This window comes from Streptomyces sp. NPDC045968 (assembly GCF_056430475.1).
The window spans coordinates 70,396-93,379 of the sequence record NZ_JBWKLF010000011.1; the positions used below are offsets into that span (position 1 = coordinate 70,396).

Sequence of the window (22,984 nt, forward strand, 5' to 3'; positions counted from 1 at the left end):
TTCCAACTCCTTCGGGAACTCTCTAGGGTTGCGCGTTGTTCTTCCGCCGGTTCGCCACGAGCTGGCCGACGAGAACCACCGTCACGGCGATGATGAACATCGCCGTGCCGATGACGTTGATCTGCACGGGCGTGCCGCGCTGAGCCGAACCCCAGACGAACATGGGGAAGGTCACGGTCGAGCCCGCGTTGAAGTTGGTGATGATGAAGTCGTCGAAGGAGAGCGCGAACGCGAGCAGCGCTCCCGCGGCGATCCCCGGGGCCGCGATCGGCAGGGTCACCCGCAGGAAGGTCTGTACGGGCCCCGCGTAGAGGTCGCGGGCGGCCTCCTCCAGCCTCGGGTCCATCGACATCACCCGTGCCTTGACCGCGGTCACCACGAAGCTGAGGCAGAACATGATGTGGGCGATCAGGACGGTCCAGTAGCCCAGCTCGGCGCCCATGTTGAGGAAGAGCGTGAGCAGCGAGGCGGCCATGACGACCTCGGGCATCGCCATCGGCAGGAAGATCAGCGAGTTGATCGCACCACGCGCCCGGAAGCGGTAGCGGACCAGCGCGAAGGCGATCATCGTGCCGAGCACGGTCGCGCCGATCGTCGCCCAGATCGCGATCCGGAACGAGAGCGAGAGCGACGAGCACAGGTCGGCGACGCCGCAGGGGTCCTTCCAGGCGTCCAGCGAGAACTGCTGCCAGGCGTAGTTGAAGCGTCCGTTGGGCTTGTTGAACGAGAACACCATCACGACGATGTTCGGCACGATCATGTACGCGAGGGTCAGCAGACCCGCGATGACGATCATGTTGCGGCGAATCCAGCGCAGTGCGGGCATCAGACCAGGTCCTCCGTCCCGGAGCGGCGGATGTAGAAGGTGACCATCAGCAGGACGATCGCCATGAGGATGAAGGAGAGCGCGGCTGCCGTCGGATAGTCCAGGACGCGCAGGAACTGCGACTGGATGACACTGCCCACCATCTTGGTGTCGGTGGAGCCGAGCAGTTCCGCGTTGACGTAGTCCCCGCTGGCGGGGATGAAGGTCAGCAGCGTGCCGGAGACGACTCCCGGCATCGAGAGCGGGAACGTCACCTTCCGGAAGGTCGTGGCGGGGGTGGCGTACAGATCGCCGGCCGCCTCGTGCAGCCTGCCGTCGATCCGCTCCAGCGAGGTGTAGAGCGGCAGGATCATGAACGGCAGGAAGTTGTACGTCAGACCGCAGACGACCGCCATCGGTGTGGCGAGCACCCGGTTGGACTCGGTCCAGCCGAGCCAGCTGGTCACGTCCAGGACGTGCAGCGTGTTCAGCAGGTCCACGACCGCGCCGCCGTCCGCGAGGATCGTCTTCCAGGCGAGCGTACGGATCAGGAAGCTGGTGAAGAACGGCGCGATGACCAGGACCAGCACCAGGTTGCGCCAGCGGCCCGCCTTGAACGCGATCAGATACGCGAGCGGGTAGCCGAGCACCAGACACAGGACCGTCGCGGAACCGGCGTACAGCAGGGACCGGATGAACTGCGGGTAGTAGTCCTTCAGCGCGTCCCAGTACGTCTGGAAGTGCCAGGTGACCTCGAACCCCTTCTCCAGCGAACCCGTCTGTACGGAGGTCGAGGCCTGGTAGACCATCGGCACCGCGAAGAAGACGATCAGCCACAGGATGCCGGGGAGCAGCAGCCAGTAGGGGACGAGCCGCTTACGGGTGGAGGGCTTGCGTGCCTTCGGTGCGGTCGGCGGTGCCGGCGGCGCTTCTGTGACGGTCACGCCGCGTCCTCCACCGTCTCCACACCGGCGTCGATGTCCTGGGCGGCGTCGAGTCCGAACGTGTGTGCCGGGTTCCAGTGCAGGACGACTTCGGCACCCGGGACCAGCCGGGCGTCACGCTCGATGTTCTGCTCGTACACCTGGAGCGCCTTGCCCGCGGGGCTCTCCACGACGTACTGCGTCGAGACCCCGATGAAGCTGGAGTCGACGATCCGGCCGGTGACCCGGTTGCGGCCGTCGGCTATCCGCTCGGCGGCGTCGGCGTGCGCCAAGGAGATCTTCTCGGGGCGTATGCCGAGCAGCACCTTCCCTCCGGTCGTCGCCGGTGCGGTACAGCGGTCGCCGGGCAGCCGGAGCTTCCCGCCGCCGGCCGAGACGACGATGTCCGTACCGGTCTCGACGACCTCGCCCTCGATGAGGTTGGAGGTGCCGAGGAAGTTGGCGACGAACGTGGTCCGCGGGTTCTCGTACAGGTCGGCGGGGGCACCGAGCTGCTCGACCCGTCCCCCGTTCATCACCGCGACGGTGTCGGCCATGGTCATGGCCTCTTCCTGGTCGTGCGTGACGTGCACGAAGGTGATGCCGACCTCGGTCTGGATGCGCTTGAGCTCCAGCTGCATCTGACGGCGCAGCTTGAGGTCGAGGGCGCCGAGCGGCTCGTCGAGGAGGAGCACCTGCGGGTGGTTGATGAGTGCGCGGGCGACGGCGACGCGCTGCTGCTGGCCACCGGAGAGCTGGTGGGGCTTGCGCCGGGCGAAGTCGCCGAGCTGGACGAGCTCCAGCATGTCGTCGACCTGCTTCTTGACCGACTTGATGCCGCGCCGGCGCAGACCGAAGGCGATGTTCTCGGTGATGTCCAGGTGCGGGAAGAGCGCGTAGCTCTGGAAGACGGTGTTGACGGGCCGCTTGTACGGGGGCAGGCCGGTGATGTCCTTGCCGCCGAGCGAGACCGTGCCGGTGCTCGCCTCCTCCAGCCCGGCGATCATCCGGAGCGTGGTGGTCTTGCCGCAGCCGGACGCGCCGAGCAGCGCGAAGAACGAGCCCTGCGGGACGGTCAGATCGAGCGGATGTACGGCGGTGAAGGAGCCGTACGTCTTGCTGATCCCGGCGAGGCGGACGTCGCCGCCTGCTGTCTGCTGCTGAGTCATGGGTCGCAGTCCCAGTGGTGGAAGGGCGGGTGAGGGAAGGGAAGGTCCGGCGTCAGGGCATGCCCTAGGCGCCGATGAGCTTGGCGAACTTCTCCTCGTACGCCGTTTCTTCCTTCGAGCTGAGCGAGCGGAAGGGGTGAGACCTCGCCGCCATCTCCTTGTCAGGGAGGATCAGGGTGTTGTCGGCCATCGACTCGTCGATCTTGGCGAGTTCCTCGCGGACGCCGTCGACCGGGCACACGTAGTTGATGTACGCGGCGAGCTGGGCGGCCACCGGCGGCTCGTAGTAGTAGTCGATGAGCTTCTCGGCGTTGGTCTTGTGCCGCGCCTTCGCGGGGACCAGCAGATTGTCGCTGGAGGTGATGTAACCGGCGGCCGGGATCGCGAACTTGATGTCCGGGTTGTCGGCCTGGAGCTGGATGATGTCCCCGGCCCATCCGAGACAGGCGGCGATGTCGCCCTTGCTCAGGTCGGCGGTGTAGTCGTTGCCGGTGAAGCGGCGGATCTGCTTCTTGTCGACGGCCTTCTGGAGGCGGCCGATCGCGGCGTCGAAGTCGGCGTCACCGAACGTCTCCGGGGACTTGCCCATGTCGAGCAGGGTCATGCCGACGGAGTCGCGCATCTCGGAGAGGAAGGCCACCCGCCCCTTGAGCTTGGGGTCGTCGAGCAGCTGGGTGACGGAGTCGACCTTGCGGCCCCCGGTCGCCCTGGAGTTGTAGGCGATGACGGTGGAGATGCCGGTCCAGGGGTACGAGTAGGCGCGGCCCGGGTCCCAGTCCGGGGTGCGGAACTGGGACGAGAGGTTGGCGAAGGCGTGCGGCAGGTTCGCCGGGTCGAGCTTCTGCGCCCAGCCGAGCCGGATCATGCGGGCGGCCAGCCAGTCGGTGACGCATATGAGGTCGCGTCCGGTGTTCTGGCCCGCCGCGAGCTGCGGCTTGATCTTCCCGAAGAACTCGACGTTGTCGTTGATGTCCTCGGTGTACTTGACCTTGATCCCGGTGCGTTTAGTGAACGCCTCCAGGGTCGGGCGGCCCTTCTCGTCCTCGCTGACGTCCATGTATTCGGTCCAGTTGGAGAAGCTGATCTGCTTCTCCTGGGCCGAGTGGTCGTCGGAGGCGGCCGCCGTGTCGCCCTCGCGCTTGGCGGGCGGGATGCCGCAGGCGCTCAGTGTGCCCAGACCGCCGAGCGCGAGGGCGCCCATGCCCGAGGCGCGCAGCATCGAACGGCGGGTGAGGGCGCCCCTGCCCGTGGTCAGGCTCCGCCTCATGGCCGCCAGCTGGGCGGGAGAGAGGCGCTCGGGCTCGTACTGCTCCATACGCGTTGCCCTTTCGGGTGTGTGTGGCCGCTGGTCAGGCGACGGCTGCTATCGGTCCCCGAAGATCGTGCGGTGCCAGTCCTTGCGGGCGACCGCGGTGTTGTCGTACATCACGTGTTTGACCTGCGTGTACTCCTCGAAGGAGTAGGCCGACATGTCCTTGCCGAAGCCACTGGCCTTGTATCCGCCGTGTGGCATCTCGCTGATGATCGGAATGTGGTCGTTGACCCAGACGCAGCCCGCCTTGATCTCGCGGGTGGCCCGGTTCGCCCGGTAGAGGTCGCGGGTCCAGGCGGAGGCCGCGAGACCGTACGGGGTGTCGTTGGCGAGGGCGATGCCCTCGTCGTCGGTGTCGAAGGGGAGGACCACGAGGACCGGCCCGAAGATCTCGGACTGGACGATCTCGCTGTCCTGGGCGGCGCCCACGACCAGGGTCGGCCGGTAGTAGGCACCGTCCCGGAGATCACCGCCGGGCGCCTCGCCGCCGGTGACGACGGTGGCGTAGGCGCGGGCGCGCTCGACGAAGGCGGCGACCCGGTCGCGCTGCGCGTGGCTGATCAGCGGACCGAGGTCCGTCGAGGGGTCGAAGGGGTCACCGAGCCTGACGGTCTCCATGAGCGCGGCGACCTCCCGCACGAAGGCGTCGTACAGGGGGCGCTGCACATAGGCGCGGGTGGCGGCGGTGCAGTCCTGGCCGGTGTTGATGAGCGACCCCGCCACCGCGCCGTTGACGGCCGCTTCGAGGTCGGCGTCGTCGAAGACGACGAAGGGTGCCTTGCCGCCGAGTTCGAGGTGGAGGCGCTTGACGGTGGAGGTGGCGATCTCCGCGACCCGCTTGCCGACGGCGGTGGAGCCGGTGAAGGAGGTCATGACGACGTCGGGGTGGCCGACGAGGTGCTCGCCCGCGTCCCTGCCCGCACCGGTGACGATGTTGATCACGCCGTCGGGGATGCCCGCCTCGGTGGCCGCCTGGGCGAACATCAGCGAGGTCAGCGGGGTGATCTCGGCCGGCTTCAGCACGATGGTGTTGCCTGCGGCGACGGCCGGGAGCACCTTCCACGCGGCCATCTGGAGCGGGTAGTTCCAGGGGGCGATGGAGCCGATGACCCCGATCGCCTCGCGGCGTACGTACGAGGTGTGGTCGCCGTCGTACTCGGCCGCCGCCTTGCCCTCCAGATGGCGGGCGGCACCCGCGAAGAAGGCGGTGTTGTCGACGGTGCCGGGTACGTCGAACTCGGTGGAGAGCTTGATCGGCTTGCCGCACTGGAGGGACTCGGCGTACGCGAAGTCGTCGGCCTGCTCGGCGAGTACGGCGGCGAAGCGGTGCATCGCCTCCGAGCGCTCGGCAGGGGTGGCGCCGGACCAGCCGGGGAAGGCTGCCGCCGCCGCGGCGACGGCCGCGTCCACGTCGTCCGTGCCGGCCAGTTCGTAGCGGTAGACCGCCTCGCCCGTCGCCGGGTTCACCACCTCGTGGTGGCGGCCCGACGTGCCGGACCGCAGTTTTCCGCCAATGTACTGCGCGCCGCCCGCGAAGCGGTCCTGCACGTGGAAGCCGTTGCCCATGACGCTCTCCTCCACCGCTCCCCCGATGAGCGGGGGCGGCGTAGCTTCTGGTCGAGTTGAGTGCCGATCCTGACAGAGGGGACCCAGGCCAACAAGTGATTCCGTTGTTGCCTTTTGGTTACGCGACGGAATCTGTCGACCATGTGTCGCGTCGACGCGAAGATCCCCGTACGGAGTGTCAGTGGCGAATGCCAGACTCACATGCCATGGGGCACATCGATGATCTTGTGGCGAGGCTCGCGCATGGCGAGAAAGTGAAGTACCTGCCGTTCTGGGGACACCGCCCGCGCGCCGACGGCCGGCTCGGTCCGAGCTGTCTGAGCCAGTGGTGGCCGTCGCCGTTCACCGTCGGTGCGGTGACGTACGCGTCGGCGGAGCACTGGATGATGGCCGGCAAGGCACGGCTCTTCGGCGACGAGGAGGCCGCGATACGGGCGGTCGGGGCGACCAGTCCGGCGGCGGCGAAGGCAGTGGGCCGGCTGGTCCGCGGGTTCGATGAGAGCGTCTGGGTACGTGAGCGGTTCGACCTGGTGGTGGAGGGCAGCGTCCACAAATTCGGCCAGGACCCGGCACTGCGGGGGTATCTGCTCGGCACGGGGGACCGCGTGCTGGTCGAGGCGAGCCCGGTCGACCGGATCTGGGGCATCGGTCACGCCCCGGACGACCAGAGGGTGACCGATCCGGCCCGCTGGGCGGGCCTGAATCTGCTCGGCTTCGCGCTCATGGAGGCGAGGTCGCGCCTGCGCGCGCGGTGACACAGGGGTGTGGGACGCCGTTCGCCGGACGGGCCGCGTCGCGGTCCGTCCGGCGATCGGGGGCCTGGCCGCTATCGGCCGGTGTCGACCACCAGCGACGTGGCGTACGGATCGTCGTACTCGTCGACGTCGTTGAATTCGTCGCCGTGCGTGGCGAGCAGCCAGATGAAGAAACCGATGATCGCCGCACCGAGGGCGATGCCGATGGCCCCCAGGATGACCCCGGTCATCGCCTGTCCGTTGTTGTCGGCCTCGCCGCGCTGTACGCGCTTGCGCCCCAGGATGCCGAAGATCAGGGCGAGTACGCCGAGGATCAGGCTCGGAATCCCGTACAGGCAGAACAGGCAGACGGCCAGGATGCCGAGCACCATGGCGGCTGTGCCGAGGCCGTTCGCGGGCGCTGCGCCGCCCCAGCCGGGCTGGCCGCCGTAGCCGGGATATCCCGGGTAGCCGCCGTACGGCGGGACGGGCGCGGCCGGATAGCCGAACTGCCCCGCGGGCGGCACGGGCTGCCCCGGACCGTTCGGTGCGATCGGCGGCGGCGGTACGGCCGCGTCGCCCGGACCGTATCCGGCGCCCGCGTCACCCGGTCCGAAGCCCGGACCACCGGCCCCCGGCGCGGGGCCGCTGCCCACGCCCGGCATGGCGCTCACGGTCGGCTGGTCGTGCACGGGCGGCGGCCCCGCGGCGGCCGGTTTGCCCAGCTCCACCCGGCCGTCCGGCGGCGCCCACGGATCGTACGGCGCGGGCCCGCCCCCGGGCTGCTCTGTGCTGTCTGACATGGGCCTCCCCCATCGTGGTCCCGTCATGCTACGGCCCGGCCCCGGGCCGTACGCCCCCGCATACGATGATCGGTGCGGCCGGTGCTCCCGGCCCGAAAACGCCGACCGCCGAGAATTCCGGAGAGTCCGATGAACGATCTGCACCCCTTCATCGCGGGGCTGCCCAAGGCAGAGCTCCACGTCCACCACGTCGGCTCCGCCTCGCCGCGCATCGTCTCGGAACTGGCCGCCCACCACCCCGACTCCAAGGTCCCCACGGACCCGGAAGCGCTGGCGGACTTCTTCACCTTCACCGACTTCGCGCACTTCATCGACGTCTACATCTCCGTGGTGGACCTGATCCGCACCCCGGAGGACGTGCGGCTGCTCACCTTCGAGGTAGCCCGGGACATGGCCCGCCAGAACATCCGGTACGCGGAGCTGACCGTCACCCCGTTCAGCTCGACCCGGCGCGGCATTCCGGAGGTGGGCTTCATGGAGGCCATCGAGGACGCCCGCAAGGCGGCCGAGGCCGAGCTCGGGGTCGTCCTGCGCTGGTGCTTCGACATTCCCGGCGAAGCCGGCCTGGAGGCCGCCGCCGAGACCACCCGGCTCGCCCTGGACCTGCGGCCGGAAGGACTCGTCTCGTTCGGCCTCGGCGGCCCGGAGATCGGCGTCGACCGTCCCCAGTTCAAGCCGTATTTCGACCGGGCGATCGCCGCCGGCCTGCACTCGGTCCCCCACGCCGGGGAGACCACGGGACCGCAGACCGTCTGGGACGCGCTCACCGCCCTGCGCGCCGAGCGCATCGGCCACGGCACCAGCTCCGTCCAGGACCCGAAGCTGCTCGACCACCTCGCCGAGCACCGGATCGCCCTGGAGGTCTGCCCGACCTCGAACATCGCCACGCGCGCGGTCGCCGATCTGGACCAGCACCCGGTGCGCGAGATGGTCCGGGCGGGCGTTCTCGTCACGATCAACAGCGACGACCCGCCGATGTTCGGCACCGACCTCAACAACGAGTACGGCGTGGCGGCCCGCCTCCTGGGCCTCGACGAGCGCGGTGTCGCGGACCTCGCGAAGAACGCGGTGGAGGCGTCCTACCTGGACCCGGCGGGCAAGCGGAAGCTGGCCGCCGAGATCGACACGTACACGGCGAACTGGCTGGAGACCCCCGCCGGGTGACCCCCGGCCACAATGGCCCCATGGCTCACCTCCTCGACACCGCACCCGCCGTCACCGCCGTGGCACACCGCGGAGACCCGTACCGCGCCCGCGAGAACACGCTGCTCTCGGTCCGCTCCGCACTGGAACGGGGGGCGGACGCGGTCGAGATCGACGTCCGTGTCACCCGCGACGGAGTGCCGGTCCTGCTGCACGACTCCACGCTGGAGCGGCTGTGGGGCCACGACCTGCGTCTCGACCGGCTCCGCCACCAGGAGCTGACCGAGCTGACCTCGGGCGGCGTGCCCACGCTGCACGAGACGCTGCTCGCCACCCCCGGGCACCGCCTCATGATCGATCTGCCCGGCTGCACCGACGCCTCCGTACGGGACATCGTCGGCGTCGTCCACGAGTGCGGGGCGGGCGAGCGGGTGTACTACTGCGCGGGCGGCGGGGCGATGCTCCGCGTCCGGGCGGCCGATCCGTCCGCCGAGATCGCGCTGACGTGGAACACGCTCGCACCGCCGCGCGCCGCGCTCCTGGACGCCGTGAAGCCCCGCTGGATGAACTACCGCTTCGGTCTGGTGAGCCGGGAGCTGACGGACCGGGTGCACCGGGACGGGATGCTGGTCTCCGCCTGGACGGCCGACACCAAACGCACGATGCGCCGGCTCATCGCGCGCGGCGTCGACTCGATCACCACGAACCGCGTCGACGCACTGCACGGGCTGCTCACCAACTCGCCTGCCCGTCAGGCACCTTGATCGATCCGGCATGATGGACGGCGCGGCATCGCCCGTGATGCCCGGCCCGGCACCAGAGGAGCAGACGTGACCGACCCCAGCACCGATTCCGTCCCCGCCCGCGTCCGTTCCGACATCGCGCACAACGCCCGGGTGTGGAACTACTGGCTGGGCGGCAAGGACAACTACCCCGTGGACCGGGCGGTAGGCGACCAGGTCACCGGCATGTTCCCGAGCATCGGTGAAGTGGCCCGCGCCGACCGGGCGTTCCTCGGCCGGGTGGTGCGGCACCTGGCCGGGGACCGGGGCGTCACCCAGTTCCTGGACATCGGCACGGGCCTGCCGACCTTCAACAACACCCACGAGATCGCGCAGCACACCGCGCCGGGCTCCCGCGTCGTGTACGTCGACAACGACCCGATCGTGCTGGCGCACGCGCGGGCGCTGCTCACCAGCTCCCCCGAGGGCGCCACCGAGTACATCGACGCGGACGCCCACGACCCCGAGCGGATCCTGCGCTCCGTCGAGCCGACGCTGAACCTGAAGCAGCCGGTCGCGGTGATGATGCTGGGCATCCTGAACTTCGTCCTGGACACCGGTGAGGCGCTCGGCATCGTACGGAAGCTGATGGACGCGATGCCGTCCGGCAGCTATCTGGTGCTCACCCACCCCACGCTGGAGCTGGGCGGCGAGGGCAACGAGGCGGCGATGCGCTTCTGGAACGAGAACGCCACCCCGCCGATCACCGCCCGTACCCGCGCCGAGTTCGCCGCGTTCCTGGACGGTCTGGAGGTCCTGGAGCCCGGCATCGTGTCCTGCGCCCGGTGGCGTGCCGAACCCGGCGGCCCGGCGGACGAGGTCGCCCAGTTCGGCGCGGTGGGCCGCAAGCCGTAGGGGGCGAGGGGGCACCGGCCGGGGCCCGCCTAAAGACCGACGATGGAGTTCCACTTCTTCGCGAAGCCGGACCGTTCCTCGGATGTGATGTCCCTGGCGATGGCGAGCCGCTCGCGCATCGCGTCGTCGGGGAAGATCAGCGGGTCCTCGGCGAGCGCGGCGGTCTCCTCGTCCCGCGAGGAGGCCAGCACGTCGCGGGCCGCGGGGACCGGGCAGACGTAGTTGACCCAGGTCGCCAGTTCGGCGGCCACCTCCGGCTCGTAGTAGTGATCGACGAGCTTCTCCGCGTTGCGCTTGTGGCCGGCGAGGTTGGGGATCATCAGGCTCTCGGACCACAGCTCCGCCCCTTCCCGCGGCACCACGAACTCGATGTCCGGGTTGTCGGCCTGGAGCTGGATGACATCGCCGGAGTACGCCTGGCAGGCCAGGACATCGCCGGTGGACAGGTCCTTGATGTAGTCGTTGCCCGTGAAGCGGCGGATGTGCCTGGACCTGACCAGCTTGTCCACCTGCTCGCACATCTCGTGGAAGTCGTCGGCCGTCCAGCGGGTGATGTCGGCCCCGTTGCCCTGCATCAGCAGCGCGAAGGACTCGTCGAGCCCGGAGAGCAGCGTCACCTTCCCGCGCAGGTCGTCCGCCCACAGATCGCTCGTGTGCTGGATCTCGCGGCCGAGCTTCCTCCGGTTGTACGCGATGCCGGTGATCCCGGACTGCCAGGGGACGCTGTGCGTGCGGCCCTCGTCGAAGGCGGGAGAACTCAGCTGCGGGTCCAGGTACTTGGCGACGTTGGGCTGCTTCGCCCGGTCCATCTCCTGCACCCAGCCCAGCCGTACGAACCGGGCGGCCATCCAGTCGCTGATGACGATCAGGTCCCGGCCGGTGCGCTGGTGGTTCATCAGCGCGGGGCTGATCTTCCCGAAGAACTCGTCGTTGTCGTTGATCTCCTCGGTGTACGCGACGGAGATCCCGGTGCGCTGCGTGAACGCGTCCAGAGTGGGCCGCCGGGACTCGTCCGTGTCGTCGGTGTCGATGTACAGGGGCCAGTTGGCGAAGTGCAGGGAGCGGTCGCTGTCCGAGGTGTCGCGGCCGGCGCGGTCACCCGGCTCGACGTAGGCGGCGGGCACCCCGCAGCCGGCCAGCGCGGCACCGGCCGCGCCCGCCCCGAGGGAACGCAGCAGGGAACGGCGGGGCATGGGGTGTTTCGACATCGCTCGCACCTGCGCAGGATGCCGTCCGGCCGGCGCGGCGGGCAATGGACCAACCGTCCAGCGGGACGTGCCCGGTCCGCACACCCTGTCGATGGCGCGGGGAACGGGAAAGGGGAACGGCCCCGGGCGCGAGCCCGGGGCCGTGAAACCGCTGTGCGGTACGCCGGTCAGTCGTCGAGCGACGTCATGACGTGCTTGATGCGGGTGTAGTCCTCGAAGCCGTAGGCGGAGAGGTCCTTGCCGTAGCCGGACTTCTTGAATCCGCCGTGCGGCATCTCGGCGACGAGCGGGATGTGGGTGTTGATCCACACACAGCCGAAGTCGAGGTTCTTGGACATCCGCATGGCGCGGGAGTGGTCCTTGGTCCACACCGAGGACGCCAGCGCGTACTCGACGCCGTTCGCGAACTCCAGCGCCTGGGCCTCGTCCGAGAACGACTGGACGGTGATGACCGGGCCGAAGACCTCGTTCTGGATGATCTCGTCGTCCTGCTTGAGGCCGGAGACCACGGTCGGGGCGTAGAAGTAGCCCTTGTCACCGACCCGCTGACCGCCCGCCTCGACCTTGGCGTGGGCGGGGAGGCGCTCGATGAAGCCGCTGACCTGCTTCAGCTGGTTGGCGTTGTTGAGCGGGCCGTAGAGCACGTCCTCGTCGTCCGGCAGCCCGGTCTTCGTGTCGGCCGCGGCCTTGGCGAGCGCGGTGACGAACTCGTCGTGGATCGACTCGTGGACCAGGACGCGGGTCGCGGCCGTGCAGTCCTGGCCGGCGTTGAAGAAGCCCGCGACGGAGATGCCCTCGACGGCCTTGGCGATGTCGCTGTCCTCGAAGACCACGGCGGGCGCCTTGCCGCCGAGCTCCAGGTGAACGCGCTTGACGTCCTTGGCCGCGGACTCGGCGACCTGCATGCCGGCCCGTACCGAGCCGGTGATGGAGGCCATCGCCGGGGTCGGGTGCTCGACCATCGCGCGGCCGGTGTCACGGTCGCCGCAGATGACGTTGAAGACGCCCTTGGGGAGGATCTGGCCGATGATCTCGGCGATCAGCACGGTCGACGCCGGGGTGGTGTCGGACGGCTTGATGACGACGGTGTTGCCCGCGGCGAGCGCCGGGGCGAACTTCCACACGGCCATCATCATCGGGTAGTTCCACGGCGCGACCTGGGCGCACACGCCCACCGGCTCGCGGCGGATGATGGAGGTCAGGCCCTCCATGTACTCGCCCGCCGAGCGGCCTTCGAGCAGCCGGGCGGCGCCCGCGAAGAAGCGGATCTGGTCCACCATCGGCGGGACTTCTTCGGTACGGGTGAGCTCCAGCGGCTTGCCCGTGTTCTCCGACTCGGCCGCGATGAGGTCCTCGGCACGCTCCTCGAAGGCGTCCGCGATCTTGAGCAGGGCCTTCTGGCGCTCGGCCGGCGTGACGTCACGCCAGGCGGGGAAAGCGGCGGCTGCCGCCTCCATGGCGGCATCGACGTCGGCCTGTCCGGAGAGCGGGGAAGTCGCGTAGACCTCTTCCGTCACCGGGTTGACCACGTCGATGGTCCGCCCGTCCGCGGCGTCCCGGAACTCTCCGTTGATGTAGTTGCGCAGACGGCGCACCTCGGTGGTCACAACCACCCCTCCTGTCGGCTGTCCGATGGATGAGATTCCACCCTAATCGCTTCGGCGACGCTTTCGACATACCCGCAGTCCCCCAACTTCGGATTCAGTGAGATCCAGGCCTTCAAACAACGAATTTCATCGATCTGGGCTTGCCAGACAGACGAGTCCCGGTGCATGGTGGGTCTGTGGCCAGTCGCAGCGCAGACTCCAGGACCGGGAACGGATCGTCCCCGACGGTCGATGCCGTCTCTCTCGCAATCATCGAGCAGCTCCAGGAGGACGGACGCCGTCCGTACGCCGCGATCGGCAAGGCCGTCGGCCTGTCCGAAGCGGCTGTACGCCAGCGCGTCCAGAAGCTGCTCGACCAGGGCGTGATGCAGATCGTCGCCGTCACGGACCCGCTCACCGTGGGACTCCGCCGGCAGGCGATGGTCGGCATCAATGTCGAGGGAGACCTCGACCCCGTCTCGGAAGCCCTGGCGGCCATGGCCGAGTGCGAGTACGTGGTCATGACCGCGGGCTCGTTCGACCTGATGGTGGAGATCGTCTGCGAGGACGACGACCACCTGCTGGAGACGATCAACAAACGCATCCGGGCCATTCCCGGTGTGCGCTCCACCGAGAGCTTCGTCTACCTCAAGCTCAAGAAGCAGACCTATATGTGGGGAACCCGATAGCCGTGAGCAAGGACCTCAGCCGAACCGCGTACGACCACCTGTGGATGCACTTCACCCGCATGTCGGACTACGAGAACGCGCCCGTTCCCACCATCGTGCGTGGCGAGGGCACCTACATCTTCGACGACAAGGGCAAGCGCTACCTCGACGGCCTCTCGGGCCTGTTCGTGGTCAACGCCGGCCACGGCCGTCACGAGCTCGCCGAGACGGCGTACAAGCAGGCGCAGGAGCTGGCCTTCTTCCCGGTGTGGTCGTACGCGCACCCGAAGGCCGTCGAGCTCGCAGAGCGTCTCGCGGACTACGCCCCGGGCGACCTGAACAAGGTCTTCTTCACGACTGGTGGCGGCGAGGCCGTCGAGACCGCGTGGAAGCTGGCGAAGCAGTACTTCAAGCTCACCGGCGAGCCGACCAAGTACAAGGTCATCTCCCGCGCGGTGGCGTACCACGGCACCCCGCAGGGCGCCCTGTCCATCACGGGCCTGCCCGCCCTGAAGGCCCCCTTCGAGCCGCTGGTTCCCGGCGCTCACAAGGTGCCGAACACCAACATCTACCGCGCCACGATCCACGCCGACGACCCGGAGGCCTATGGCCGCTGGTGCGCCGACCAGATCGAGCAGGAGATCCTCTTCGAGGGCCCCGAGACCGTCGCCGCGGTCTTCCTGGAGCCCGTGCAGAACGCCGGTGGCTGCTTCCCGCCGCCGCCCGGGTACTTCCAGCGGGTCCGCGAGATCTGTGACCAGTACAACGTGCTGCTCGTCTCGGACGAGACGATCTGCGCCTTCGGCCGCCTCGGCACGATGTTCGCGTGCGACAAGTTCGACTACGTGCCGGACATGATCACCTGCGCCAAGGGCATGACCTCGGGCTACTCCCCGATCGGCGCGTGCATCGTCTCCGACCGCCTGGCCGAGCCGTTCTACAAGGGTGGCAACACCTTCCTGCACGGCTACACCTTCGGTGGCCACCCGGTCTCCGCGGCCGTCGGTATCGCCAACCTCGACCTGTTCGAGCGTGAGGGTCTCAACCAGCACGTCCTCGACACCGAGAGCTCGTTCCTCAAGACGCTGCAGAAGCTCCACGACCTGCCGATCGTCGGCGACGTCCGCGGCAACGGCTTCTTCTACGGCATCGAGCTGGTGAAGGACAAGGCCACCAAGGAGACCTTCACCGACGAGGAGACCGAGCGCGTCCTGTACGGCTTCCTCTCCAAGGCGCTGTACGAGAACGGTCTGTACTGCCGGGCCGACGACCGTGGCGACCCGGTCATCCAGCTCGCGCCGCCGCTGATCTCCGACCAGTCGACCTTCGACGAGATCGAGGGCATCCTGCGCTCGGTGCTCACGGAGGCGTGGACGAAGCTCTGACCCCGACGGTGACCACTGGCTGACGACGTTCCAGCGGTCATTTCATACGGTCCACGCGGCCCGGATACGCCTTTCGAGTGAGAAGGAGCGCATCCGGGCCGCGTGCTGTGCGCACACCCGGGCCGGGCTGCCTACCGTGCCGAGTGACCGATCGGCCGCGTCTTCGTTCCCCCGTACGGGGGACGGGAAAACTGAACTGAACCGAGGTGTACGCCATGGTGGCCCCGCCGGACAACGACGTGATCTGGGCGCGTTCCCTGCACCACTCCCACAACGGCTCGCCCGGCCTCGGTGGTGTCTCCGTCGGTATCCGCGACGGAGAGATCCTGGCCGTGACGGGGCCGCGCGGCAGTGGGAAGACCACGCTGCTGCGCTGTCTGTCCGGACAGCTGGTGCCCGAGCAGGGTGAGGTCTGGTTCAACAGCGTCCCCATCCACACCATGGGCCCGCGCCTGCGCGAACAGCTGCGCCGCGAACGCTTCGCCTGGATCTCCCCCGAGCCCCAGCTCGTACCCGAACTGACCACCTGGGAGAACGCGGCCCTCCCGCTGCTCCTGCGGGGCACCTCGCACCGGGCGGCCAAGAAGGCCGCGCTGGAGTGGCTGGAGCGCCTCGACATCGCCATGTTCGCCAAGAAGCGTCCGCACGCGCTGCTCCAGGCGCAGCGCCAGCGGGTCTCCGTCGCCCGGGCGCTGACCGCCTCGCCTTCGGTGATCTTCGCCGACGAGCCGACCGCGTCACTCCACAGCGCCGACCGTACGCAGCTCCTGCGCACCCTGACGACCGCGGCCCGCTCGCACGGCATCACGGTCGTCCTCGCCACCCATGACGTGGAGGTCGCCGCCCTCGCCGACCGCGCGGTCGCCCTGCTGGACGGCCGCCGCGTCAGCACCGTCACCCTGCCCGCCGTATCCGATACGGAGGGCCGCTCGGCGTGCTCGCTCTCCGTCTGACCCGCGGTACGCATCCCCTGGTCCTGATCCGGCGGCTGCTCGTCGCCGCGGCATCGGCCGGGGTCGGCTTCCTGCTGCTCTGCACCCTGGGGTACGCCTCCGGGCATCCGGCACAGGCCACCGGATCGGTGCTGCGGCTGCTGTGGTGCCTCGTGCCGCTGGCGGCCACCGTGCAGTTCGCCGTCGCGGTGGCCCGGACGGATCCGGGCACCCGGCCCCGCCCCGGTCTCTCCGCCGTCGGGCTCGGTCCGGTCAGGCTCTCCGTGCTCGCGGCCGTCTCCACCGCGGTCTCCACCACGCTCGGTTCGATGGTGGCCCTGCTCCTCTTCCTCCACCTGCGCGGCGATCTGACAGGTCTGCCGTTCGACGGCGGCGCCGCCGAACTGCTGGGCGCGGACGCCCCGTTGCCCCTGGCGGCCGCCCTCACCCTCCTCGCCCTCGTACCGGTGGCCTCGGCGGTCGCCAGCGCGCTCGCGCTGCGTTCCCGGCCCGTGACCCCCTCCACCGACACCGCCGCCGACGCCGTCGAGGAGCCGGTCCCGGCGCAGCCGCCCTCCGGTCTGCCGTGGGGCGTCGCCCTGACGGCGGCCGGTCTCGCGGTCGAGGCGTACGCGAGCCGGGGAACGGCGGGCAGCCCGTTCCCGCTGCCGGGCAGGCTGGACGCCGCCCCGGCCGGCGTACTCGCGGGCTGGACGCTGACGGCCATCGGCCTGGCCATGGCCGGCCCCGGCCTCACCTACCTCTGCGGACAGCTGCTCCAGGCGGTGCGCCCGGGCGCCGTACGACTGCTGGCGGGCCGGGTCCTGATGGACGAGGCGCGCCGGATCGGCCGCCCGATCGGGGTCGTCTGCGCGGTGCTGTCCGGAGTGATCGCGGCCGCCACGCTGTACGGGACGGGCCCCCGCCCCTTCGGTCCCCTCACCGCGCTCGGTGCGGCGCTCGTCCTCGCCTGTACGACCGCGACGCTGCTCACCTCCGCGCTGGAGGCGAAACAGTCCCGCGTCCGGACCGCCGACGCGCTGCTCAGAATGGGCGCCCCCGCATCGGCGCTGCGCAGCGCCACCGCACTGCGCGCGGGCGCGCTGCTGGCCGTGTTCGCCCCGCTGACCTGGGCGGTGGCGGAACTCGCGGCACTGCCCCTGACCGCCTGACGGGTCGGCACGGCAGCAGGCGCCCCCATCAAATGCCTGGCCTCTCCGGAACGACAGGCTCTATGGTGGCGGGCATGCGTTTCCCTCAGATCTACGGCTGACACGCCGGACGGCGGCCTCCCGCCGCCGTTCCGCCACCCGTGTGCGCCCCCGCGAAAGGCCCCGTCTCTCGCTGCGGCCGGCGCACCGGTTCGCCGTGTCCTTCTGCCGTAGACCTGAAACGAGTGATCCTCCATGTCACGTCGCCCCGCCCATATCGCGATGGCCGGCATTCCCATCGTCAGTCACGTCCTGCCCAGCCTCCAGGTCATCCGCGAACTGGTCGCCCGCGGCCACCGGGTGACCTACGCCAACGATCCGGCGGTGGCCGGGCTCATCACATCCACCGGCGCCGAGTTCGTCCCCTGCCACTCCGTGCTGCCGGTCGCCGACAACGCCTGGCCCGACGACCCGATCGCCGTGATGAACCTCTTCCTCGACGACGCCGTCCAGGCACTCCCCCAGCTGCGCGCCGCCTACGGCTCCGACCCGGCGGACCTCTACCTCTACGACATCGGCGCCTACGCCGCGCGGGCGCTCGCCGAGGCACAGCACCGTCCCCTGATGCAGCTGTCCCCGACCTTCGTGGCCTGGGACGGCTACGACCAGGAGGTCGGGGCGCAGGTGTGGGCGCTGCCGGGTGCCGACGGCCACCGGGCGAGGTTCACCCGATGGCTCACGGAGAGCGGGGCGTCCACGACGGACGTCGACGCCTTCTCCGGCCGTCCCTCCAGGGCCCTGGCCCTGATCCCCCGGGCGATGCAGCCACGGGCGGACCGGGTCGACACCAGCACGGTGACGTTCGTCGGCCCCTGTTTCGGACCCCTCGGGGACGAGGAGAGCTGGACGCGTCCGGCCGACGCCGGGAACGTGCTCCTGATCTCCCTCGGCTCGGCGTACACCCGCCAGGCGGAGTTCTACCGCACGTGCGTGGCCGCATACGGGGACCTGCCGGGCTGGCATGTCGTGCTCCAGATCGGGAAGTACACCGACCCGGCGGAACTCGGGGCCGTCCCGTCCAATGTCGAGGTGCACTCCTGGGTGCCCCAGCGGGCGATTCTGGAGCAGGCCGACGCCTTCGTCACCCACGCGGGGATGGGCGGCAGCAGTGAGGGGCTGTTCAGCGGTGTTCCCATGATCGCCGTCCCGCAGGCCGCCGACCAGTTCATCAACGCGGACCGGCTCGTCGAACTGGGAGTGGCCCGTCGCGTCGACACCGCCGAAGCCACCGCCGAGAACCTGCGGGCCGCTCTGACCGGACTGGTCTCGGACCCGGAGGTCGCCCGCCGCTCGGCCGCGCTGCGCGCCGACGCGCGAGCCGAGGGCGGCACCGCGCGGGCCGCCGGTCTCATCGAGGAGATGCTGGGGTGACGGCAGGGCGGTCCTAGGGGCGGTCCGCGAGGACGGCGGCGAGGGTGTCGAAGAACGCCTCCCAGCCGTCCTCCGCCGCCGCGTACTGCTCGGGGGTGAGGTTGCCGCCGCGCTGCCGGAAGGTCATCTCGGTGGTGCGCCCGCCGCCGGTGAACGTGGCGGTGACGATCTCGCCCTCGGCGTCGTCGGCAGCACTCGCGTCCTTCAGCGTGAAGACCAGCCGTTCCGGTTCGGTCACCTCGCGGTAGACCCCGTGGAAGGGCATCTCGGTGCCCGGTACGACGATGACCAGGCTCCACTCCCCGCCCGGCCTGACATCCATCGAAACCCGGTCGAGCGGTACGTCGGCGTGGCCTCCGTACCAGGCGGCGAAGCGTTCCGGCGTCGTCCACGCCTCGAACACCCGCTCCCGCGGGGCGTCGAAGACACGGACGATGTCGATCCCCTCGCGTACTGACCCGTTCATGGTCCTGGTCCTTTCCTGGGCCTCCGGCCGGGCGGTGCTGCCGCTTACAGGGGACCAGGCTCCGGGGGACGCCGCCAGCCGGTCACCGCCCGGCAGCCTCCCGGCCGGCCGGGGCCAGGACCACGGTCTCCGCCACATCGAAGGTCACCCCGACCGCGGCGCCCTCCTGCGGGGTGTCCCGCAGCGCGCACTCCGCCTCCAGCACGGGCCCGCTGTCGGGGTGCAGCAGTACGGAGACGTGGTGCCCCCGGAACGTACGCACTCCCACGGTGCAGCGCAGGCCGTCATCGGGGGCGCCGATCCGCACCCCGGCGGGGCGCACCAGCAGCTCGCACGGGCCCTGCCACTCGCTCTCCGGCACGGCCACCTTGCCCCAGGCCGTGTCCGCCACCGTGCCCGTCACCTCGGCGTCCACGACGTTGTCGAAGCCGAGGAAACGGGCGACGAACGCGGAAGCGGGCCGCTGCCAGACCTCCAGCGGGGTCCCCGTCTGGGCGATCCGTCCGTCGCGCATCACCACGACCCGGTCGGCGAGCGCGAACGCCTCGCCCTGGTCGTGCGTGACGGCCAGCACCGTCGTACCCAGGCGGCCGAACAGCGTACGGAGTTCGACGACCAGACGTTCGCGCAGACTGCGGTCCAGCTGCCCCAGGGGCTCGTCCAGCATCAGCAGTTTCGGGCTGGGGGCGAGCGCACGGGCGAGCGCGACGCGCTGCTGCTCGCCGCCCGACAGCGCCGCGACGGCCCGTCGCCCGGCGCCGGGCAGCCCCACCAGATCGAGCAGCCCGGCCACTCCGCGCTCCCGCTCGGCCCGCCCGGCACCGTGCATCCGCAGTCCGAAGGCGACATTGGCGCCCACATCGCGGTGCGGGAACAGCTGGTGGTCCTGGAACATCAGCCCGAGGCCCCGCCGGTGCACCGGCACCCCCGCCTGGTCGGCGCCGCCCAGCAGCACCCGCCCGCCGTCCATCGGCTGGAGGCCGGCGACCACCCGCAGCAGCGTCGACTTCCCACTGCCGCTCGGCCCCAGCACACAGACGATCTCGTGGTCGGCGACCTCCAGGTCCACCGCGTCGAGCGCCTTGCGCTTCCCGAAGCGGACCGTGACCGATTCCAGTGTCAGCATCGTCAGAACTCCCCGGATCGGTCGGTGCGGATACGTTCCAGCAGAAGCAGCGAGACGGCGCAGACGAGCATCAGGATCGTGCTGAGCGCCATCGCCTGCCCGTAGTTGAGCTCCCCGGAGCGCCCCAGCAGCCGGGCCACCGCGACCGGCAGCGTCGGATTGTCGGGACGCGCGATGAAGACGGTCGCCCCGAACTCGCCGAGCGAGACGGCGAACGCGAAACCGGCCGCGACCAGCAACGCCCTGCGCACGAGCGGCAGATCGACCTCCCGCCAGGCCCGCAGCGGCGAGGCCCCGAGCACGGCCGCCGCCTCCCGGAGCCGCCCGTCCACGGCACGCAGGACGGGCAGCATGGTCCGTACGACGAAGGGAACACCCACCAGCGCCTGCGCGAGCGGCACCAGGATCCAGGACGTCCGCAGATCGAGCGGCGGCTTGTCGAGCGTGATCAGGAAGCCGAAGCCGACGGTCACCGCGGACACCCCGAGCGGCAGCATCAGCAGCGCGTCGAACCCGCGGACCAGCCGCCCGGCCCGCCGCGTCAGCGCCGCCGCGGCGAGCCCGCCGACGAAGAGCGCGATGAGGGTCGCGACGAGCGCGTACCGCAGCGAGTTCCAGACCGCTTCGAGCGGCGGCACCAGGAACGTGGAGCCGCTCGCGTCGGCGGACTGCAGGGCGCGGTAGAACGCGAAGCCGTAACCGCCCGGCCCGTCCAGGGAGCGTTCCACCAGCACGCCGAGCGGCAGCAGGATCAGCACCAGGACGGTCAGCAGCACCCCGCCCAGCAGCGCCCACTGCCCGGCACCGCGCGGCCTGCGGGCGGTCTGGTCCGGATCGACCAGTTTCAGCGCGGTCTCACGCCGCCGTACGGTCCAGGCGTGCACGGCGAGGATCGCGCCGACCGCGGCGAATTGAACGAGGGTCAGCACCGCGGCCGTCGGCAGATCGAGGAGCTGGGCGGTCTGCCGGTAGATCTCCACTTCGAGCGTGGAGTAGGCCGGGCCGCCGAGGATCTGTACGACGCCGAAGGAGGTGAACGTGAAGAGGAAGACCATCAGCGCCGCAGCGGCCACGGCGGGCGCCAGCGCGGGCAGGGTCACCCGCCGCCAGGCCGCGAACCGTCCGGCACCGAGGACCCTGGCGGCCTCCTCCTGCCGGGGGTCGAGCTGCGACCACAGGCCGCCGACGGTCCGGACGACCACGGCGTAGTTGAAGAAGACGTGGGCGAGCAGGATCGCCCACACCGTCGTGTCGAGCCGCACACCCCACAGCTCGTCGAGGAAGCCGCCGCGGCCGAGCAGGGCCAGGAACGCGGTCCCGACGACCACGGTCGGCAGGACGAACGGCACCGTGACGACGGCCCGCAGCAGTTGCTTGCCGGGGAAGTCGAAGCGGGCGAAGACATAGGCACCGGGCAGCGCGAGGATCAGGGTGAGCGCGGTGGAGGCGAGGGCCTGCCAGGTGGTGAACCACAGGACGTCGAGGATCTCAGGCCTGCCCAGCACCTCACCGATCCGGCCGAACTGCCAACGGCCCGCGTCCTTCAGCCCGCGGCCCACGATCGCGGCGACGGGATAGGCGAAGAACAGCGCGAAGAACGCGACGGGCACGGCCATCAGGCCGAGCCGCACCGCGTTCCCGCGCGCCGCACCTTTACGCATGGAGCGGCCGGCTACTTCACCACGAGCGAGGACCACGACCGGACCCACTGCTCACGGTTCTCGGCGATCTTCTCCGGGGCCACGGTGGCGGGCTTGTCGACCGTCGCTCCGAACTTCGTGAAGAGCTCCGGCAGCTTCGCGTCGCTCGCGACCGGGTTCACGAACATGTTCAGCGGCATGTCCTCCTGGAACGTCCTGCCGATCAGGAAGTCCAGCAGGGCCTTGCCGCCCGCCTCGTTCTTCGCGCCGTCCAGAAGGCCCGCGAACTCGATCTGGCGGAAGCACGTCCCGGTGGCGACACCGGTCGGGGCCTCGTCCGGCTGCGGCTCCGCGTACAGCACCTCCACGGGCGGGCTGGAGGCGTACGAGACCACGAGGGGCCGGTCGGCCTTGGCCTTCCTGCCGCCGGCCGAACCGGAGAACTCGTCGTTGTACGCCTGCTCCCAGCCGTCGACGACCTTGACGCCGTTGTCCTTCAGCTTCTTCCAGTAGTCCTCGTAGCCGTCCTCGCCGTAGGCGGCGACGGTGCCGAGGAGGAAGCCGAGACCGGGTGAGGAGGTGGCGGCGTTCTCGGTGACGAGCAGGTTCTTGTACGCGGGCTTCAGCAGATCGTCGAAGGACCGCGGCGGAGCGAGCTTCTTGTCCGCGAAGAACTTCTTGTCGTAGTTGACGCAGATGTCGCCGGTGTCGACGGGCGTGACGCGGTGCTTGTCCCCGTCGAGCCGCACGTCGTCCGCGACCCGGTCGAGGCCCTTCGCCTCGTACGGAGTGAACAGCCCGTTGTCCAGGGCGCGGGAGAGCAGCGTGTTGTCGACACCGAAGAACACGTCACCGCGCGGGGACCCCTTGGTCAGGATCTCCTGGTTGAGCGCGGCACCGGCGTCACCGCTCTTCAGGACCTTGACGGTGTAGCCGGTCTCCTTGGTGAACGCCTTCAGGACGGACTCCGAGGCGTTGAAGGAGTCGTGGCTGACCAGCGTCACGGTCTTGGAGCCCGAGCCCTTCGCTCCCCCGGAGGCGTCGTCGGAACTTCCGCAGCCGGCGAGAGCCGTGACACCGAGCGCGGCGGCGACCGCGGTCACGGTGATCTTCTTCGTGGTGCTCATGTGATTCCTCCTGGAAGTGACCAGGAAGAGACGCGGCCCTGCCCGCTCCCCGGTGATCACCGGGGAGCGGGCAGGGCGCAACAGCTTGAGTAAGGTCCGAACTTCCTACCCGGAATAACCCGGGCGAGGTTCAGAGGGTCTGCGGCCAGCCTGTCCTTGGTGCCGCACTCTC

Annotated in this window: 21 protein-coding genes; 9 read left to right on the plus strand and 12 right to left on the minus strand. The window is 69.9% G+C overall.

The genetic code is table 11. The annotated features are described in order from the left end of the window. Positions 1 to 22 precede the first annotated feature (22 nt). The 5 genes from AC07FA_RS28630 to AC07FA_RS28650 form a co-directional block, all read right to left on the minus strand. A complete protein-coding gene (locus AC07FA_RS28630; RefSeq protein WP_479079203.1) occupies positions 23 to 826 on the minus strand; it encodes an ABC transporter permease in 804 nt (267 codons plus the stop codon). Beyond that, on the minus strand, positions 826 to 1,749 hold the full coding sequence (locus tag AC07FA_RS28635) for an ABC transporter permease (RefSeq protein WP_479079204.1): 924 nt from the start codon (positions 1,747 to 1,749) through the stop codon (positions 826 to 828). Before AC07FA_RS28635 ends, AC07FA_RS28630 begins: the two co-directional genes overlap by 1 nt. Further along, positions 1,746 to 2,897, minus strand: a complete 1,152-nt coding sequence (locus AC07FA_RS28640; protein WP_479079205.1) for an ABC transporter ATP-binding protein — start codon at positions 2,895 to 2,897, stop codon at positions 1,746 to 1,748. Before AC07FA_RS28640 ends, AC07FA_RS28635 begins: the two co-directional genes overlap by 4 nt. Positions 2,898 to 2,961: 64 nt before the next feature. Continuing rightward, positions 2,962 to 4,212 carry an ABC transporter substrate-binding protein gene (locus tag AC07FA_RS28645; protein WP_479079206.1) on the minus strand — a complete coding sequence of 417 codons (1,251 nt, stop codon included), beginning with the start codon at positions 4,210 to 4,212 and terminating at the stop codon, positions 2,962 to 2,964. Positions 4,213 to 4,260: 48 nt separating this feature from the next. Continuing rightward, on the minus strand, positions 4,261 to 5,775 hold the full coding sequence (locus AC07FA_RS28650) for a gamma-aminobutyraldehyde dehydrogenase (protein ID WP_479079207.1): 1,515 nt from the start codon (positions 5,773 to 5,775) through the stop codon (positions 4,261 to 4,263). 206 nt (positions 5,776 to 5,981) lie between these two features. On the opposite strand from AC07FA_RS28650, the gene AC07FA_RS28655 reads away from it, so the two are divergent. Continuing rightward, positions 5,982 to 6,530, plus strand: coding sequence for an NADAR family protein (locus tag AC07FA_RS28655; protein ID WP_479079208.1), 549 nt, complete (start codon positions 5,982 to 5,984; stop codon positions 6,528 to 6,530). 71 nt (positions 6,531 to 6,601) lie between these two features. On the opposite strand, the gene AC07FA_RS28660 is transcribed toward AC07FA_RS28655, so the two are convergent. Continuing rightward, on the minus strand, positions 6,602 to 7,312 hold the full coding sequence (locus AC07FA_RS28660) for a DUF4190 domain-containing protein (protein WP_479079209.1): 711 nt from the start codon (positions 7,310 to 7,312) through the stop codon (positions 6,602 to 6,604). Positions 7,313 to 7,441: 129 nt separating this feature from the next. Here AC07FA_RS28660 and AC07FA_RS28665 point away from each other — a divergent pair, with 129 nt between their 5' ends. The 3 genes from AC07FA_RS28665 to AC07FA_RS28675 all read left to right on the plus strand — a co-directional run bounded on the left by AC07FA_RS28665 (position 7,442) and on the right by AC07FA_RS28675 (position 10,092). Continuing rightward, positions 7,442 to 8,476 carry an adenosine deaminase gene (locus tag AC07FA_RS28665; protein WP_479079210.1) on the plus strand — a complete coding sequence of 345 codons (1,035 nt, stop codon included), beginning with the start codon at positions 7,442 to 7,444 and terminating at the stop codon, positions 8,474 to 8,476. A gap of 20 nt (positions 8,477 to 8,496) precedes the next feature. Next, the gene (locus AC07FA_RS28670; protein ID WP_479079211.1) at positions 8,497 to 9,219 is read left to right on the plus strand and encodes a glycerophosphodiester phosphodiesterase; all 723 of its coding nucleotides are present in this window, start codon (positions 8,497 to 8,499) and stop codon (positions 9,217 to 9,219) included. A gap of 66 nt (positions 9,220 to 9,285) precedes the next feature. Further along, positions 9,286 to 10,092, plus strand: a complete 807-nt coding sequence (locus AC07FA_RS28675; protein ID WP_479079212.1) for an SAM-dependent methyltransferase — start codon at positions 9,286 to 9,288, stop codon at positions 10,090 to 10,092. 29 nt (positions 10,093 to 10,121) lie between these two features. On the opposite strand, the gene AC07FA_RS28680 is transcribed toward AC07FA_RS28675, so the two are convergent. Continuing rightward, positions 10,122 to 11,285 (minus strand): polyamine ABC transporter substrate-binding protein, encoded by a 1,164-nt coding sequence (locus AC07FA_RS28680; protein ID WP_479079361.1) that lies wholly within the window; start codon positions 11,283 to 11,285, stop codon positions 10,122 to 10,124. Positions 11,286 to 11,467: 182 nt separating this feature from the next. Next, positions 11,468 to 12,907 (minus strand): gamma-aminobutyraldehyde dehydrogenase, encoded by a 1,440-nt coding sequence (locus AC07FA_RS28685; RefSeq protein ID WP_479079213.1) that lies wholly within the window; start codon positions 12,905 to 12,907, stop codon positions 11,468 to 11,470. Between the two features lie 161 nt (positions 12,908 to 13,068). On the opposite strand from AC07FA_RS28685, the gene AC07FA_RS28690 reads away from it, so the two are divergent. The 5 genes from AC07FA_RS28690 to AC07FA_RS28710 all read left to right on the plus strand — a co-directional run bounded on the left by AC07FA_RS28690 (position 13,069) and on the right by AC07FA_RS28710 (position 18,453). Beyond that, positions 13,069 to 13,575, plus strand: a complete 507-nt coding sequence (locus AC07FA_RS28690; protein ID WP_479079214.1) for an Lrp/AsnC family transcriptional regulator — start codon at positions 13,069 to 13,071, stop codon at positions 13,573 to 13,575. Next, positions 13,560 to 14,939 carry an aspartate aminotransferase family protein gene (locus AC07FA_RS28695; protein ID WP_479079215.1) on the plus strand — a complete coding sequence of 460 codons (1,380 nt, stop codon included), beginning with the start codon at positions 13,560 to 13,562 and terminating at the stop codon, positions 14,937 to 14,939. The genes AC07FA_RS28690 and AC07FA_RS28695 overlap by 16 nt, the downstream gene beginning before the upstream one ends. Before the next feature lie 215 nt (positions 14,940 to 15,154). Continuing rightward, positions 15,155 to 15,892, plus strand: a complete 738-nt coding sequence (locus AC07FA_RS28700; protein ID WP_479079216.1) for an ABC transporter ATP-binding protein — start codon at positions 15,155 to 15,157, stop codon at positions 15,890 to 15,892. Continuing rightward, positions 15,874 to 17,043: a hypothetical protein gene (locus tag AC07FA_RS28705; protein ID WP_479079217.1), complete on the plus strand. Its 1,170-nt coding sequence runs from the start codon at positions 15,874 to 15,876 to the stop codon at positions 17,041 to 17,043. Before AC07FA_RS28700 ends, AC07FA_RS28705 begins: the two co-directional genes overlap by 19 nt. A 234-nt stretch (positions 17,044 to 17,277) precedes the next feature. Beyond that, on the plus strand, positions 17,278 to 18,453 hold the full coding sequence (locus AC07FA_RS28710; RefSeq protein WP_479079218.1) for a macrolide family glycosyltransferase: 1,176 nt from the start codon (positions 17,278 to 17,280) through the stop codon (positions 18,451 to 18,453). 13 nt (positions 18,454 to 18,466) lie between these two features. Here AC07FA_RS28710 and AC07FA_RS28715 read toward each other — a convergent pair whose 3' ends face one another. The 4 genes from AC07FA_RS28715 to AC07FA_RS28730 all read right to left on the minus strand — a co-directional run bounded on the left by AC07FA_RS28715 (position 18,467) and on the right by AC07FA_RS28730 (position 22,812). Beyond that, positions 18,467 to 18,919: an SRPBCC family protein gene (locus tag AC07FA_RS28715; RefSeq protein WP_479079219.1), complete on the minus strand. Its 453-nt coding sequence runs from the start codon at positions 18,917 to 18,919 to the stop codon at positions 18,467 to 18,469. An 82-nt stretch (positions 18,920 to 19,001) separates the two neighbouring features. Next, a complete protein-coding gene (locus AC07FA_RS28720) occupies positions 19,002 to 20,045 on the minus strand; it encodes an ABC transporter ATP-binding protein (protein ID WP_479079220.1) in 1,044 nt (347 codons plus the stop codon). Between the two features lie 2 nt (positions 20,046 to 20,047). Next, positions 20,048 to 21,661: an ABC transporter permease gene (locus AC07FA_RS28725; RefSeq protein ID WP_479079362.1), complete on the minus strand. Its 1,614-nt coding sequence runs from the start codon at positions 21,659 to 21,661 to the stop codon at positions 20,048 to 20,050. Between the two features lie 56 nt (positions 21,662 to 21,717). Then, entirely contained in the window at positions 21,718 to 22,812 is a 1,095-nt protein-coding gene (locus tag AC07FA_RS28730) for a thiamine ABC transporter substrate-binding protein (RefSeq protein ID WP_479079221.1), read from the minus strand. Positions 22,813 to 22,984: the final 172 nt, after the last annotated feature.